This is a genomic window from Streptomyces sp. NBC_00086 (assembly GCF_026343255.1).
GTDB lineage: Bacteria > Actinomycetota > Actinomycetes > Streptomycetales > Streptomycetaceae > Streptomyces.
Genome location: NZ_JAPELZ010000001.1, coordinates 6,602,149 through 6,617,479, shown reverse-complemented (window position 1 = coordinate 6,617,479; position 15,331 = coordinate 6,602,149). Strand labels below are relative to the sequence as shown.

Here is a 15,331-nt window from a genome sequence, read left to right as displayed (position 1 = left end):
CTAAGTTCTTGAATGGCATTCAAGATGCGCTGCCGAGCCGGACCCCGTCAAGACCCTGTCCGGGATAAGGTCGGCCGACGAAGATCGGGAAGGCGGCACGGGTGGCAGGAGCGGCGGGAGCGGCACGGCGGCGCGACGGGCAGATCGCCCAGGAGCGGATGCTGGAAGAGGCCATGACGGCGATCGCCGAGGACGGGCTGGCGACGCTCACCATGTCCGCGCTCGCCGAACGGCTCGGCACCAGCGGCGGCCACATCCTGTACTACTTCGGCAGCAAGGACCGACTGCTGCTGGCCGCCCTGAACTGGAGCGAGCAGCAACTGGCCGCGGATCGAGCCGAGTTGCTGGGCCGCAGGGTCACCGCCCACCGCAAGCTCGCACTGTTCCTGGAGCTCTACCTGCCCCGCGGCCCCCGCGACCCGCGCTGGACGCTCTGGATCGAGCTGTGGGCCCGCATCCCCTCGAACGAGCCGCTGCGCGCCGCCCAGCAGGAGATCGACGACGGCTGGCAGAAGGACCTGGAGGCGCTCCTCGCCAAGGGGGTGCAGCAGGGCCGCTTCGCCGCCGGCCTCGACGTCCCCGCCCGGGCCTCGGAGCTGCTCGCCCTGCTGGACGGCCTGAGCACCCGGGTGGTGCTGGGCGAGCGCGGCGCGGACCGGGCCACCTCCCTGGAGCGGGCCCTGTCGGCGGCGGCCCTGCTGATCCCGCACACCTGAGCCCGCCCGCACCGGGACATGGGAAAGCCCGCCCGGGCCTTAGCGTCCCGGGCGGGCTTTTCCGCTCCTTAGCGGAGGTTTTCAGGAGGAAGAAGGGTCACTCCCCTTCGGGGGTCACTTCTTCTTGGCGGCGGCCTTCTTCGCCGGGGCGCCCTCGATGTTGCCGTAGTAGGCCTGGCGCATGAGCTGCTTCAGGTCGTCGATCATCGGCATCCGCGGGTTGGCGGGGGCGCACTGGTCGGCGTAGGCGTTCATGGCCTGGGTCGGCAGGGCCTCGATGAAGGCCTGCTCGTCCACGCCCTCCTCGGCGAAGGAGGCGGGGATCCCGCACTTGCTGCGGAGTTCCTCGACGGCCTTGGCGTAGGACTCGACGCCCTCGGCGGCCGTGGCGGCCGGCAGGCCCAGCATCTTGGCGATCTCCTGGAAGCGCTCCGGCGCCCGGTAGACCTCGGCCTTGGGCCACGGGGTGGCCTTGTGGGTGACCGTGCCGTTGTGGCGGATCACGTGCGGCAGGAGCAGCGCGTTGGTGCGGCCGTGGGCGACGTGGAAGGTGTTGCCCAGGGTGTGCGCCATGGCGTGGACCATGCCCAGGAAGGCGTTGGCGAAGGCCATTCCCGCCACCGTGGAGGCGTTGTGCATCTTCTCGCGGGCCTCGGGGTCGTTCGGACCGTCGACCACGCAGCGCTGCAGGTTTTCGAAGATGAGCTTGATGGCCTGGAGGCACAGCCCGTCGGTGTAGTCGTTCGAGTACGCGGAGACGTAGGCCTCGGTGGCGTGCGTCAGGGCGTCGAAGCCGGAGTCGGCGGTCACCTTGGGCGGGAGGCCCATCGGCAGCATCGGGTCGACGATGGCGACGTTCGGGGTCAGCGCGTAGTCGGCGAGCGGGTACTTCTGGGCCGCGGCCGGGTCGCTGATGACGGCGAACGGGGTGACCTCGGAGCCGGTGCCGGAGGTGGTCGGGATGGCCACCATCTTGGCCTTCTCGCCGAGCGAGGGGAACTTGTAGGCGCGCTTGCGGACGTCGAAGAACTTCTCCTTCGTGTCGGCGAACTCGACCTCCGGGCGCTCGTACATCAGCCACATGATCTTCGCGGCGTCCATCGGCGAACCGCCGCCGAGGCCGATGATCGTGTCGGGCTTGAAGTCGCGCATCATCGCGGCGCCGGCCTGGACGGTGGAGAGCTCCGGGTTGGGCTCGACGTTGTCGATGATCTGGATCGACACCGCGCCCTCGCGGGCCTGCAGGATGTCGACGACCTTCTGCACGAAGCCGATGGAGACCATCGTCTTGTCGGTGACGATCGAGACCCGGCTGATGCCGTCCATCTCACCGAGGTAGCGGATGGAGTTGCGCTCGAAGTAGATCTTCGGCGGGACCTTGAACCACTGCATGTTGGTGTTGCGCCGTCCGATCCGCTTGACGTTGATCAGGTTGACCGCGGTGACGTTGTTCGACACCGAGTTGTGTCCGTACGAGCCGCAGCCGAGGGTGAGCGAGGGGAGGAAGGCGTTGTAGACGTCGCCGATGCCGCCGAAGGTGGAGGGCGAGTTGGCGATGACGCGGATCGCCTTGACCTTCTTGCCGAACTCCTCGACGAGCTCCTCGTCCTCGGCGTGGATGGCGGCGCTGTGGCCCAGACCGTGGAACTCGACCATCGCGGCGGCCAGTTCGAGACCGTGCTCGGTGTCGGAGGCCTTCAGGGCGGCCAGGATCGGGGACAGCTTCTCGCGGGTCAGCGGCTCGTTCTCGCCGACCTCGTTGCACTCCGCGAGGAGGATCGAGGCCTCGGCCGGGACGGTGAAGCCGGCCTGCTCGGCGATCCACTGCGGGGACTTGCCGACGACCGCGGGGTTCAGCTTGGCGCCGTTGGCGTCGGCGGCGTAGGCGGTGGTGCCGAAGACGAACTGCTCCAGCTTGGTCTTCTCGGCGGCGGACACCACGTGGGCGCCGAGCCGCTTGAACTCGGCGAGGCCCTTCTCGTAGATCTCGGCGTCGAGGATGACGGCCTGCTCGGAGGCGCAGATCATGCCGTTGTCGAAGGCCTTGGAGAGCACGATGTCGTGGATCGCACGGCCGAGCTTGGCGCTCTTGTGGACGTACGCCGGGACGTTGCCCGCGCCGACGCCCAGGGCCGGCTTGCCGCACGAGTAAGCGGCCTTGACCATGGCGTTTCCGCCGGTCGCGAGGATGGTGGAGATGCCCGGGTGGTTCATGAGGGCGCCGGTGGCCTCCATGGAGGGGGCGGTGACCCACTGGACGCAGTTCTCGGGGGCGCCGGCGGCGACGGCGGCGTCGCGGACGATGCGGGCGGCCTCGGCCGAGCAGTTCTGCGCGGAGGGGTGGAAGGCGAAGATGATCGGGTTGCGGGTCTTCAGGGCGATCAGGGCCTTGAAGATCGTGGTGGAGGTCGGGTTGGTGACCGGGGTCATCGCGCAGACGACGCCGACCGGCTCGGCGATCTCCGTGATGCCGTTCAGCTCGTCGCGGCGGATGACTCCGGCGGTCTTGAGCCCGCGCATCGAGTTCACGACGTGCTCGCAGGCGAAGAGGTTCTTGACGGCCTTGTCCTCGAAGAGACCGCGGCCGGTCTCATCGACCGCCAGTTGGGCGAGCTCGCCGTGCTGGCTCAGCGCGGCCAGCGAGGCCTTCTTGACGATGTGGTCGACCTGCTCCTGGTTGAACGACGAGAACTGGTCGAGCGCCTTGAGCGCCCCCTGGACCAGTCCATCCACCATCTCGTTCGCCTGCATGGCAGGAACTCCTTCATTTCGACTCAACCTGAACCGCTTTCCTGATGACTCAATTCGACACCCAAAAGCGGAAGCCGGGCCGCCGAAAAAGCCCTTTCCCGGCGGGTCGAAGGGCCGTTCACGCCCGTTCACACCCCTCCCGCCACCCCTCTGACCTGCATGTATCTCCCGGGACCTAAGACCCCTGTGCGCTTGTGAAAACTTTCACAAGAATTTCGGGCGAAGTGCGCCCTACCGCGCTCCTCCCCCAGCGAGCACAATCACGATGACGAGTCGCGTCGACCGTGAGGGAGGGAGCGCGTGCGCAGTCAGGTGCGCGTCGCGGACGGACGGAATCTGACGGTGGAGCGCTGGGGCGACCCGCACGGAAAACCCGTTTTCCTGCTCCACGGCATGCCCGGAAGCCGCCTGGGCCCCGCCCCCCGGGGCATGGTCCTCTACCAGCGCCGGATGCAGCTCATCGCCTACGACCGCCCCGGCTACGGGGGCTCCGACCGCCATCCGGGCCGCACCGTCGCCGACGTGGCCGCGGAGGTGGCCGCGATCGCCGACTCCCTGGGCCTGGACACCTTCGCCGTGGCCGGCCGCTCCGGCGGCGCCCCCGGCGCGCTGGCCTGCGCCGCCCTGCTCCCCGACCGGGTCACCCGGACCGCCGCGCTGGTCTCCCTGGCCCCCCGGGACGCGGAGAACCTCGACTGGTTCGAGGGCATGTCCCCCTCGAACATCCGGGAGCACTCCACGGCCGGCCGGGACCCCGAGGAGCTCGCCGCCCGGCTGATCCCGCGCGCCGCCGGGATCGCCGAGGACCCCGGCCGGCTCCTGGACGAGCTGCGCCGCGAGCTCACCGACAGCGACCGCATGATCGTCGCGGACGCGGGGCTGCGGGCCATGCTGCTGCGCAATTACCGCGAGGGGGTCCGCACCTCCGCCTACGGCTGGATCGACGACGCCATCTCCTTCAGCGGCCCCTGGGGCTTCGACCCGGCGGACATCCGGTGCCCGGTGCTGATCTGGCACGGCGAGCTCGACGTCTTCTCCCCCGTGGGCCACTCCCGCTGGCTGGCCGGCCGCATCCCGGGCGCCACCACGAACATCGACCCGGCCGCCGCGCACTTCGCGGCGCTGCGCGCCCTGCCCGACGTACTGACCTGGCTGCTCAGGGAGGTGCCCGCGCCTCCGGTGAACGAGCAGCAGCCCGCGTAGGAGGGGGGCGGGAAGGCCCGGAAACGGGAAATGGATCTTGCCTTCGGGTAAACGGCCGGAGCGCGGGCCCGTCGCATTCGTTCACCCATGCCACGGGCGCGTGATCGTTCGTCACATTCGTTCGGCCGAGAGGTCACATTGTGAGAACCCGCGTCCAGGTTTAGCGAGCCGAAGGACACCGGGCCAGGTAAAGTCCGCGCCAGACACTGGCTCTCCTCGCCAATGTCCTCCTCCCATTCCCCATGACCTCCCCGAGGACGGCGTCATGAACACCTCCGCAACCCACCCGGCCAGCACCGTCACGGCCACCCGCGTCCCGCTCGACCGGATCGATGTCCGCGGCGCGCGCGCGGCCGCGACCCTGGGTCGCGTCCTCCCGACGGAATCCGGCCGAAAGGTTCAGACGCCCATCTTCAACTCCGCGCTCTGACAAGGAAGTCAGCGCTCTAGACTGGTGGAATGACCGGCCTGATCGCTTTTCGCGAGATCGTCCTGAAAGTTCACAGCAGATGCGATCTTGCTTGTGATCATTGCTATGTCTACGAACACGCAGATCAGAGCTGGCGCGCCCGGCCCAAAGTGATCTCCCCCGAGGTGATTTCACAGACGGCGTCGCGGCTCGCCGAACACGCAAGGACACACGCACTCCCCTCCGTCACGGTCATCCTTCACGGAGGGGAACCGCTTCTCGCGGGCCCCGCCCGCCTCCGGCTCGTGTGCGAGGAATTCACCCGCGCCCTCGACGGCATCGCCGCCCTCGACCTGCGCATGCACACCAACGGCCTGCAGCTCAGCCCCCGTTATCTGGACCTCTTCGCGGAGTTCGGCGTCAGCGTCAGCGTCTCCCTCGACGGGGACCGCGCGGCCAACGACCGCCACCGGCGCTTCGCCGACGGACGCACGAGCCATCCCCTGGTCCTGGCCGCCGTGGACCTGCTGCGCACCGAGCCCTACCGCCACCTCTACCAGGGCCTGCTCTGCACCATCGACGTGGCCAACGACCCCGTGGCCGTGCTCGACGCCCTGGTCGAACTGGCCCCTCCGCGCGTGGACTTCCTCCTCCCGCACGCCACCTGGCAGACGCCCCCGGTCCGCCCCGACGGGGCCCCCGACACCTACGCGCGCTGGCTGCTGCGGGTCTTCGACCACTGGGAGCACCTCGGGCGCCCGGTCCCCGTACGGCTCTTCGACTCGCTGTTCTCCACCCTGGCCGGCGGCCCCAGCCTCACCGAGTCCCTCGGCCTCGCGCCCACCGATCTCGTGGTCGTGGAAACCGACGGGAACCTGGAGCAAGTCGACTCCCTGAAGAGCGCCTTCGAGGGAGCCGCAGCCACCGGGTTCAACGTCTTCGACCACGCCTTCGACCTGGTCGCGGCCCATCCCGGGGTCCGCGCCCGGCAGCTGGGCCTGGCCGGCGTCAGCGCTACGTGCCGCCGGTGCCCCGTCGTACGTTCGTGCGGAGGCGGGCTCTACACGCACCGCTACCAGGCCGGTCCGGCCGATGGCCCGGGCGCGGAAGCGGGGGCGGGAGCGGCCGGGGACGCGGGAGCGGGAGCCGCCGGGGACTTCGACAACCCCTCCGTCTACTGCACCGACCTGCGCGAGCTCGTCGACGGCGTGGAGGGCCGTACGAGTGCCCGCGCGAGCGCGCCGGAACTGTCCGACCCGGCCGAGCTGGCCGGCTCCCAGGCGCAGCTGACCAGGGACCTGCTCGCCCTCTTGAACGACCGCCGCACGGGTGATTCCGAGTGGGAGCGGGCCTGGAGGGTGCTGGGCGCCGTGGAGCGGGCCGGGCAGGCCGGCGCGGACGCGGTGGACGCCGTACTGGCCCACCCCTTCACCCGGACCTGGGTCATGGCCTGCCTCGACCCCGCCGCCCAGGGCCGCCCCGATGCCCCGCAGGCGGCCCGCCGGCTGACCGCGCTGGCCGCCGCCGCCGTCCTGCGCGGCGGGCTCGACCTGCCCGCCGAGGTCGTCTACCGGGACGGCGAGGTGTACCTGCCGACGCTCGGCCTGCTGCGCCTGGGCGAGCCCGGCACCGACGGCCGGGCCACGCTGCACGCCGCCGACGGGTGGTACGCCGTACGCGAGGAGGGCCGCCCCGAGCACCGCTTCGGGCCCGCGGCGGGCGACGCGCGCTGGCAGCCCGTACGCACCTGGTCCCCGGGGCCGGACGCGGCCCCCGTGGCGCTGGAGGACCTGGACCCGCACCGCAACTGCTTCGCCCGCCCGCCCCGGCTGCGGCTCGGCGCCGCGGAGGCCGGGGAGTGGCGGGAGCGCCTCGACGCAGCATGGGCGCTGCTGCACGCCTCGGTGCCCGAGTTCGCGCGGGCGGCCGCCACCGGGCTGACCACCCTGACCCCGCTCGCGGGCGGTCCCCGGGCCCGCGGCTGGGGCGAGGCCGGGCGGCACGGTCCGGGCGCGCTCGGAGTGCCGTACGCGGCCGGGGTGGCGGAGACCGCGCTCGCGCTGCTGACCGGGCGGCGGCGGGCCGGGCTCCAGGCGCTGACGGAGGTGGCCGACCTGTACGCGCTGGACGGGGAGTGGCAGCACCCCTCGCCGTGGCGGGAGAGCCCGGTCCCGGTGTCCCGGCTGCTGGCCGACGTCCACGAGCGGGTGGCAGTGGAGGCCTACCGGCGGGCGACCGCCGCCGCGGAGCCGAGCGGGCTGGACCGGATCAACCGGGCGCTGGACCAGCTGTCGGGGGCGGCGGAGCTGACGAGCACCGGGAAGCGGCTCGTGGAGCAGCTGCGCTGGGAGCTGAAGGCGGTCGACGCGTGAGCGGCCCGCCGGGCCCCGGGGAAGCCGGCCGGCTCCCCCGCCCCGGCACCGGCGGCCCCGCCGGACTCGTCGGCCCCCTCCGCGCGCTCGGTGTCCGCCCCGGCATGCGCCTCCTGGTGCACGCCGCGCTCGGCGGCACCGGCCTGCGCGCCGGGGAGCTGCTGAGCGCCCTCCTCGCCGCCGTCGGCCCGCGCGGCACCCTCGCCGCGCCGGCCTTCACCCCGCAGAACTCCAAGACCTCCACCGCGCACCTGGCGCGGATCGCGGGCCTCTCCGAGGAGGGCGTACGGGAGTTCCGCGCGCGGATGCCCGCCTTCGACCAGGCGCGCACCCCGAGCCACGGGATGGGGGTCCTCGCGGAAGCGGTGCGCACCGCCCCGGGAGCGGCGCGCAGCGGGCATCCGCAGACCTCTTTCGCCGCCGTCGGCGAAGGGGCCCGGGGAATGTGTGCGGAGCATCCGCTGACCAGCCATTTGGGCGAGGAATCACCCCTGGGAAAGATGTGCGGCACGGGATGGAAGGTACTCATGATCAATGTGGGATTTTCCGTCTGCACCGCATTCCATCTCGCGGAGTATCGAATTCCGCAGCCCCCCTTGCGCATGTACGAGTGTGTGGTGAAGGTGAACCATCCGGGACTTCCGGGGCGGCAGCCCGGAGGGCCCGAGGGGGAAGGGTGGACCGCGTACGAGGACATCGCGCTGGATGACAGCGATTTCGCCGAGATCGGCAGGGAGTTCCCGGAAGACCGGATTCACCGGGGGCGGATCGGCGGAGCATCGACCATGCTCTTCGCCCTTCCGCATGCCGTCGATCACGCGCTTGAATGGATGACCGAAAACAGACGCTGATTGACTGAACGATGAGGGGATGTGGCGGAGCAGCTCCGGAATGATGTTTCTTCGCTCGCATCTTCGGGACGGGGGTCGTGTGCCCGCATCAGTGCAGCCGTACTTTTTTCTCAGTTATGCGCATACACCGAGGTTCGGAGCGGGAGGACCGGACCCGGACATGTGGGTGGAGCGGCTTTTCCGCGACCTCTGCAGCCATGTCATGGCGCTGACGAATCTGCCCGCGGGAGCCGAGGCCGGCTTCATGGACCGGGAGATACGCAGCGGTGAGGGCTGGTCGGAACGGCTCGGGGCGGCGCTCGCCACCTGCCGGGTCTTCGTCCCCCTGTTCTCGCCGCGCTACTTCGCCAGCGAGATGTGCGGGAAGGAGTGGTTCGCCTTCGCGCAGCGCACCATTCACCACGTGGCGCTCAGCAACCAGCCGGCCGAAGCCATCGTGCCCGCGTTATGGGTGCCGGTGCCGCCCTCCCAACTACCGCTTCCAGCCGAGCGGTTGCAGTTCAACCACAACACCTTCGGCGAGCGCTACGTCACCGACGGACTCTACGGACTGATCAAACTGCGGGGCTACGCCGAGCAGTACGAGAGCGCCGTGTACGAACTCGCCAAACGGATCGTCCGGGTCGCCGAGACCGTCCGGCTCGATCCCATCCGGCCGCTCGACTACCGGCTGGTGCCCAGCGCCTTCGGCTCCGCGAACGGCACCCCCAGCAGCACCACCCGCACCCTGCACGTCACCGTGGCCGCCGCTTCCCGGCACGATCTGCCCGAGGGCCGCAGCCCCGAGTACTACGGGGACAGCGCGCTGGACTGGAACCCGTACCACCCGGTCTCCCAGCGGCCCATCGCCTACGTGGCCGAGGACCTGGTCCGCAACCTCAACTACCAGACGACGGTGGGCTCGTTCGACGACGAGGCCGGGCACTTCGACTCCAAACAGCCGCCGACCCGCCCCGAGATCCTCATCGTGGACCGGTGGGCGGTGGAGGACGAACAGCGCCGCCAGCGCCTGGCCGCCTTCGACCAGGAGTCCCGGCCGTGGATCAACGTGGTGGTGCCGTGGAACCGGTACGACCACCAGAGCCGCGCGAAGGAGGGCGAGTTGGCCCACCGGCTGGAGGACACCATGCCCGTCAAGATGAGCCAGGGCCGGGCCGCTTGCCGGGCCGCCGCCAACGGCGTGGCCAACATGGAGACGCTCGGGCAGATCCTGCCGCAGGTGGTGGAAGCCGCCGCCCAGCAGTTCCTCAGACACGCCCAGGTCTATCCGCCGGCCGGCAGCCCCGCGGCCGGCACCGAACGGCCCCGGCTGCTCGGTCCGATGGGGATGAACGGGCCGCCGGCCCCACCGCCCGCCCCCTTCCCGCCCACCGTGGGCGATACGGGCGACGGGTACGGCGGGCCCACAGACACCAACGACAACGACCGGGGGGACGCGGATGACATCGAGTCGTGACAGCCAGCACAGCAGCCGTGACGAGCACCGCGAGGGGCGCATCGTCACCTTCTACTCGTACAAGGGCGGCACGGGCCGCACGATGGCGCTGGCCAACACCGCCTGGATCCTCGCGGCCAACGGCAAGCGGGTCCTCGCCGTGGACTGGGACCTGGAGGCCCCCGGCCTGCACCGCTTCTTCCACCCCTTCCTGGACCCCTCCACCCTCGGCGCCACCACCGGTGTCATCGACCTGATCAGCGAGTACGCGTGGGCGGCCACCAGCCCGGTGCAGCGCGCCGACGACTGGCACAAGGACTACGCGCGGATCCAGCCGCACGCCGTCTCGCTGACCCCCGAGACCCTCGGCTGGGAGTTCCCCGACGGCGGGACCCTCGACTTCGTCTCGGCGGGCCGGCAGAACCGCGAGTACTCGGCGACCGTCTCCACCTTCGACTGGGACAACTTCTACGACCGGCTCGGCGGCGGGCTCTTCTTCGACGCCTTACGGGCGGACATGAAGCGGAACTACGACTACGTCCTGATCGACAGCCGCACCGGCCTCTCCGACATAGCCGACATCTGCACGGTCCACCTGCCCGACGTCCTGGTCGACTGCTTCACCCTGTCCGACCAGTCCATCGACGGCGCGGCCTCCGTGGCCCGGCAGATCGACGAACGCTTCAACGACCGCGGCATCAAGATCTACCCGGTCCCGATGCGCATCGACGAGGGCGAGAAGGAGAAGGCCGACGCCGGCCGCGCCCTGGCCCGGATCAAGTTCGACCGCTTCCCCAACGGCCTGATCGGGGACGACCTCACCTCCTACTGGGGCGCGGTGGAGATCCCGTACCGCCCCTACTACGCCTACGAGGAGACCCTGGCCACCTTCGGGGACGAGGCCGGGCTCACCAACTCCCTGCTCTCCGCCTTCGAACGGCTCACCACCGTCGTCACCGAGGGCGACGTCACCTCGATGCCGGCCATCGGCGAGGAGGTGCGCCTGCGCATCCGCGACGCCTTCACCCGGCGCCGCCCCGCCCTGCCCGCGGACCTCTTCCTCTCGTACGTCGCCGAGAACCGCATGTGGGCCGACTGGATCGAATCGGTGCTCACCCGGGCCGGCTTCCGGGTCGTCCCCCGCGACGTCTCCGCCGAACGGACCCCGGCCGCCGCCGGCGGGGACACCCTGGGCGGTACGGGGATCAGCGTCGACACCGCCGCGCGGACCGTGGTGCTGCTCTCCAGCGCCTACCTCAAGTCCGCCCGCGCGGTGGACGTGTGGGAGCGGGCCGCCGCCGAGGACCCAACGGGAGGCCGGCGCCAGCTGGTGCCGCTGCGGGTGGGCGACGTGCGCCTGTCCACCCCGTACATCGACCGCAACCCGGTGGACCTGTTCCGCCTCGACGAGGTGCACGCCACGACCGCGCTGCTGCGCGCGGTGGAACGGCCGATGGCGCTGCCCGACACCGTCGCCAGCGCCTCCGCGCCCGGACCCCGCTTCCCGGGGACGGTCCCGAAGATCTGGAACGCGCCGCCCCGCAACCCCGGTTTCACCGGCCGCTCCATCGTGCTGGAGCGGATGCGCGACCAGCTCGGCGGCGGCATATCCGTGGTGCTGCCACAGCCGCAGACCCTGTTCGGGCTCGGCGGCGTCGGCAAGACCCAGGTGGCGCTGGAGTACGTGCACCGGTTCATGGCCGACTACGACCTGGTCTGGTGGATCTCCGCCGAGCAGACCGACGACGTGGTGGCCGCCCTCGCGGAACTGGCCGTACGCCTCGGCGCGCAGACCGGCGAGGACATGTCGGCCGCCTCCCAGGAGGCGATCGACCTGCTGCGGCGCGGGGTCCCCTCCTCGCGCTGGCTGCTGGTCTTCGACAACGCCGACGATCCCGAGACGCTCAAGCGGTACTTCCCGCCGGGCGGCCCGGGGCACGTGCTGGTCACCTCCCGCAACCAGTCCTGGTCCCAGTACGGCGACGCCCTCCCGGTGGACGTGTTCCTGCGCGAGGAGTCCATCGAGCACCTCCAGCGCCGGGCCCCCGGCCTCAGCAAGGAGGACGCCGAGCAGGTGGCCATCGCGGTCGGCGACCTGCCGCTGGCCGTCGAGCAGGCGGGCGCCTGGATCGCGGAGACCGCGACCCCGGTGTCCGCGTACATCGAGCAGCTGGCCCAGCAGGCCGCCCGGGTACTGGCGCTGAACCAGCCGCCCGGCTACCCGGAGCCGGTGGCCGCCACCTGGAACGTCTCCATAGAGCGGCTCCAGTCCCGCTCCCCCGCGGCCGTGCGGCTGCTCCAGCTGTGCGCCTTCTTCGCACCCGAGCCGATCTCGGCGAACCTGCTCTACAGCAAGGAGATGATCGACGCCCTCAAGCCGTACGACTCCTCCCTCCAGGAGAAGCTGGTCCTGGGCCGCGTCATCCGGGAGATCGGCCGCTTCGCGCTCGCCAAGGTCGACCAGGTCAGCAACAGCATCCAGGTCCACCGACTGGTGCAGGCGGTGATCCGGGCGCAGCTCTCCGAGGAGGAGCAGCGCGAGGCCCGGCACGCGGTGCACCGGATCCTGGCGGGTGCCCGGCCGGACGACGACGAGCCGATAGACAACCCGGAGACCTGGCCGCGGTTCAACACCATCTGGCCGCACCTGACCCCGTCGGAGGCCCGGTTCTGCAAGGAGCCGGAAACCCGCCGGCTGCTGATCGACCGCGTCCGCTACCTCTGGAAGCGCGGGGACTTCAAGGCCGCGTACGCGCTGGGCGAGGAGCTGCGCGAGACCTGGCGCGAGACCCTGGGCGGCGACGACCTCCAGTACCTGTACCTGCGCTTCCACCTCTCCAACATCCTGCGCTCGCAGGGCCGGTTCGTGGAGGCGATGGAACTGGACGAGGGCACCCTGGAGCGCCAGCAGGCGGCGCTGGGCGTCTCGCACCCGCACACCTACATGACCACCAGCGGTCTGGCCATGGACCTGGGCGCCCTCGGCCGCTACGGCGAGGCGATGGAGCTGGCGAACGCCGCGCACGAGGGCTTCGGGCAGATCTTCCACGAGGCCCACCCGCGGACCCTGGCCGCCGCGAACAACCTGGCGCTGAACCTGCGCATGATCGGGCAGTACGCCCGGGCCAGGGAGATCGACCAGGAGGTCTTCGACCGGCGCACCGAGGTGCTGGGCACGGACCACCCGTACACCCTGTCCTCGGCGCAGAACCTGGCGCGCGACCTGCGCGAGGTGGGCCGGTACGACGACTCGGTGCAGCTGCTGAGCCGGACGTACGAGATCTACAAGCGGACCCTGGGCCGGGCCTTCCCCGGCACCCTGTCGGCGGCCAAGAACCTGGCGGTCTCGCTGCGCAGGGCGGGCGACGTGGAGGACGCGCTGCGGCTGACGACCGCGACCCGCAACCGGTACCGGGCCAAGTACACCTCGGTCAACCCGGACCTGCTGGCCTGCGAACTGAACCTGGCCGCGGACCTGTTCGCGACGGGGGACCCGGGCGGGGCGCGGGACCTGGCCCAGGAGGTGGTGGACGAGTACGTCAAGGTGCCGGGCGAGCGGCACCCGTACACCCTGGCCGCGGTCAACAACCTCGCGGTGTTCCACTGGGGCACGGGGGCGGCGGAGACCGCCGATCCGATGCTGCGCCAGACCATCCGGCACATGAGCGAGGTGCTGGGCGACAACCACCCGCACACCATCTTCGCCAACCTCAACCTGGCCAACGCCCGGGCCGACCTGGGCGATCCGGAGGGCGCCCTGGAGCTGGAACGGCTCGCGGTGATGCGGCTGCGCGAGGCGCTGGGCGTGCACCACCCGGAGACCCTGGCGAGCGCCTCCAACATGGCGGTCAGCCTGGACATGATGGGCCGCAAGGAGGAGGCGAACCGGGTCCGCGCCGAGACGGTGACCGAGCTGACCCGGCTCCTCGGCGAGGACCACGGGCTGACGCGGTACGCCCGCGACGAGCGCCGGGTCCACCGGGACCTGGAGCCGCTGGCGGTGTGATCCGCGGGGGCGGCTCCCGCCGGGAGCCGCCCCCGCACCTCCCCGATCCATGGACGAACAGCAGACTGGGGGGTTCGCTGTGAGTGACAGCATGACCTTTCGCAACGAGGACCTGCCGGCCCTCTTCCACCACACCGACCAGGCGGCGATCTCCCGGCAGCGGGAGTCCACCCAGGCCACCCGCGCCCAGCTGATGCTGCTCGTCGTGGCCGCCGTGATCGCCGCCCTGCCCGAGGGGCCGAAGCTCGGCTCCGCGTACCTGTCCGGGCTCCTCAGCGTGCTCGCGTACGCCGGGGTGCTGGGCGTGGGCGTACGGGCCACCCGGCGCCGGGCCCGCCCGCAGTGGCAGCTCAACCGCAGCGCCGCGGAGTTCATCAAATCGCTGGCCTGGCGGTACGCCGTCCACGGCGCCCCCTTCGGCAGCGAGGTCCCGGGCGTCGAGGAGACGTACCGGACCCGGCTGGAGGCGGGGCTGAACGAGCTGCGGAAGATGGGCTGGGAGGATCCGCGGACCGCCGGGCTGGTGCCGGAGGGCGGGGAGATCACCGGGGCGATGTTCCGGCTGCGGGGGCTGGACTACCAGGTCCGCAGGGAGACCTACGTCCGCGACCGGCTGATCGAGCAGCGCAACTGGTACCAGCGCAAGACCGAGGTGTCCCGGCGGGCGACGGCCCTGTGGTCGTGGTCGATCGTGCTGCTGACCCTGCTGGCGCTGCTGTTCGCCCTCTTCGGGGCCTTCGGTTCGGGTCCGGGGCCGGCGCTGACCGGGCTGCTGAGCGCGGCGGCGACGGCCGGCATCGCCTGGAACGAGGTGCGGCGCCACCATCCGCTCATAGAGGCGCACACGCTGATCGAGCAGGACCTCTCCGCGATGATGGTCGTGATGCAGACGACGATCACCGAGACGCAGTGGCCGACGGCGGTCTACGAGACCGAGCGGTACGTGTCCCCGCAGCACACGGACTGGCTGGCCCGGCACAGCAGTTGACCCGCGTACGGGCGTGGCCTCAGTCCCGGGTCACGCCCTCCCGCCAGATCACGGTGACGGGCTTCCCGAGGGCGCGGGCGTAGGCGACGATCTCGGCGGTGCCGCCGTGCCCGCGGGCGGGCAGGCCGTCCCAGACGGCGACGAGGCGGTCGCAGGAATCGGCGATGTAGGTTCCGGCCGCGTAGTAGGCCTCGTCGGTGGAGCGGGCGAAGTCCATCCGGACCTCCTGGGCGGCCCGGCGCTTGAGCCCCAGGTACCGGTCCAGCGATCCGGGGCCCTCGAAACCCTCCTCGTAGTCCCCGCTGGGGATGACCACGGTGAGGTCCGCGCCGTATTCCAGCGCGATGGCGGCGAACAGCTGGTCCGCTCCCTCGGCGAGGCTGGAGAGGGCCTCCAACGGCCCTTCGTGGCCCCCCAGTACGGACCGCAGGCCCTCCTCCACATGGCCGAGCAGCTCGTCCGGGATCGACCGGTGTCCGGTCACGCCGATTCGCTTCATGCGGAAACCCGCTCCCCCCGTGGACACGAACGCCCTGGACATCCTCCCAGAAGGCGGGAGGACGTCCAGGGGTCCGGCGGGGGCGCACGGGTCCGTGCCGC

General features: G+C 71.1%; 10 protein-coding genes. 8 read left to right on the top strand and 2 right to left on the bottom strand.

The window, feature by feature from the left end; genetic code table 11:
• The first annotated feature begins 158 nt into the window (after positions 1–158).
• A complete protein-coding gene (locus OG276_RS29995) occupies positions 159–716 on the top strand; it encodes a TetR/AcrR family transcriptional regulator (RefSeq protein WP_266913234.1) in 558 nt (185 codons plus the stop codon).
• Between the two features lie 114 nt (positions 717–830).
• Here OG276_RS29995 and adhE read toward each other — a convergent pair whose 3' ends face one another.
• On the bottom strand, positions 831–3,467 hold the full coding sequence (adhE, locus tag OG276_RS29990) for a bifunctional acetaldehyde-CoA/alcohol dehydrogenase (protein ID WP_266909965.1): 2,637 nt from the start codon (positions 3,465–3,467) through the stop codon (positions 831–833).
• Positions 3,468–3,767: 300 nt separating this feature from the next.
• Between adhE and OG276_RS29985 the strand changes: the two genes are divergently transcribed.
• The 7 genes from OG276_RS29985 (at position 3,768) to OG276_RS29955 (ending at position 14,731) form a co-directional block, all read left to right on the top strand.
• The gene (locus tag OG276_RS29985) at positions 3,768–4,670 is read left to right on the top strand and encodes an alpha/beta fold hydrolase (protein WP_266909963.1); all 903 of its coding nucleotides are present in this window, start codon (positions 3,768–3,770) and stop codon (positions 4,668–4,670) included.
• Between the two features lie 265 nt (positions 4,671–4,935).
• Positions 4,936–5,100, top strand: coding sequence for an FxSxx-COOH cyclophane-containing RiPP peptide (gene fxsA, locus OG276_RS29980; protein WP_254384685.1), 165 nt, complete (start codon positions 4,936–4,938; stop codon positions 5,098–5,100).
• Positions 5,101–5,129: 29 nt separating this feature from the next.
• The gene (gene fxsB / locus OG276_RS29975) at positions 5,130–7,451 is read left to right on the top strand and encodes a radical SAM/SPASM protein FxsB, inactivated metallohydrolase extension form (RefSeq protein WP_266909960.1); all 2,322 of its coding nucleotides are present in this window, start codon (positions 5,130–5,132) and stop codon (positions 7,449–7,451) included.
• 116 nt (positions 7,452–7,567) lie between these two features.
• Positions 7,568–8,302 (top strand): AAC(3) family N-acetyltransferase, encoded by a 735-nt coding sequence (locus OG276_RS29970; protein WP_323182374.1) that lies wholly within the window; start codon positions 7,568–7,570, stop codon positions 8,300–8,302.
• Between the two features lie 43 nt (positions 8,303–8,345).
• Entirely contained in the window at positions 8,346–9,758 is a 1,413-nt protein-coding gene (locus tag OG276_RS29965; RefSeq protein ID WP_266913230.1) for a TIR-like protein FxsC, read from the top strand.
• Positions 9,742–13,743 (top strand): FxSxx-COOH system tetratricopeptide repeat protein, encoded by a 4,002-nt coding sequence (gene fxsT / locus OG276_RS29960; protein ID WP_266909958.1) that lies wholly within the window; start codon positions 9,742–9,744, stop codon positions 13,741–13,743. Before OG276_RS29965 ends, fxsT begins: the two co-directional genes overlap by 17 nt.
• Before the next feature lie 91 nt (positions 13,744–13,834).
• Positions 13,835–14,731: a DUF4231 domain-containing protein gene (locus OG276_RS29955; protein WP_266909956.1), complete on the top strand. Its 897-nt coding sequence runs from the start codon at positions 13,835–13,837 to the stop codon at positions 14,729–14,731.
• A 19-nt stretch (positions 14,732–14,750) separates the two neighbouring features.
• Here OG276_RS29955 and OG276_RS29950 read toward each other — a convergent pair whose 3' ends face one another.
• Positions 14,751–15,230 (bottom strand): hypothetical protein, encoded by a 480-nt coding sequence (locus OG276_RS29950; RefSeq protein WP_266909954.1) that lies wholly within the window; start codon positions 15,228–15,230, stop codon positions 14,751–14,753.
• Positions 15,231–15,331 lie beyond the last annotated feature (101 nt).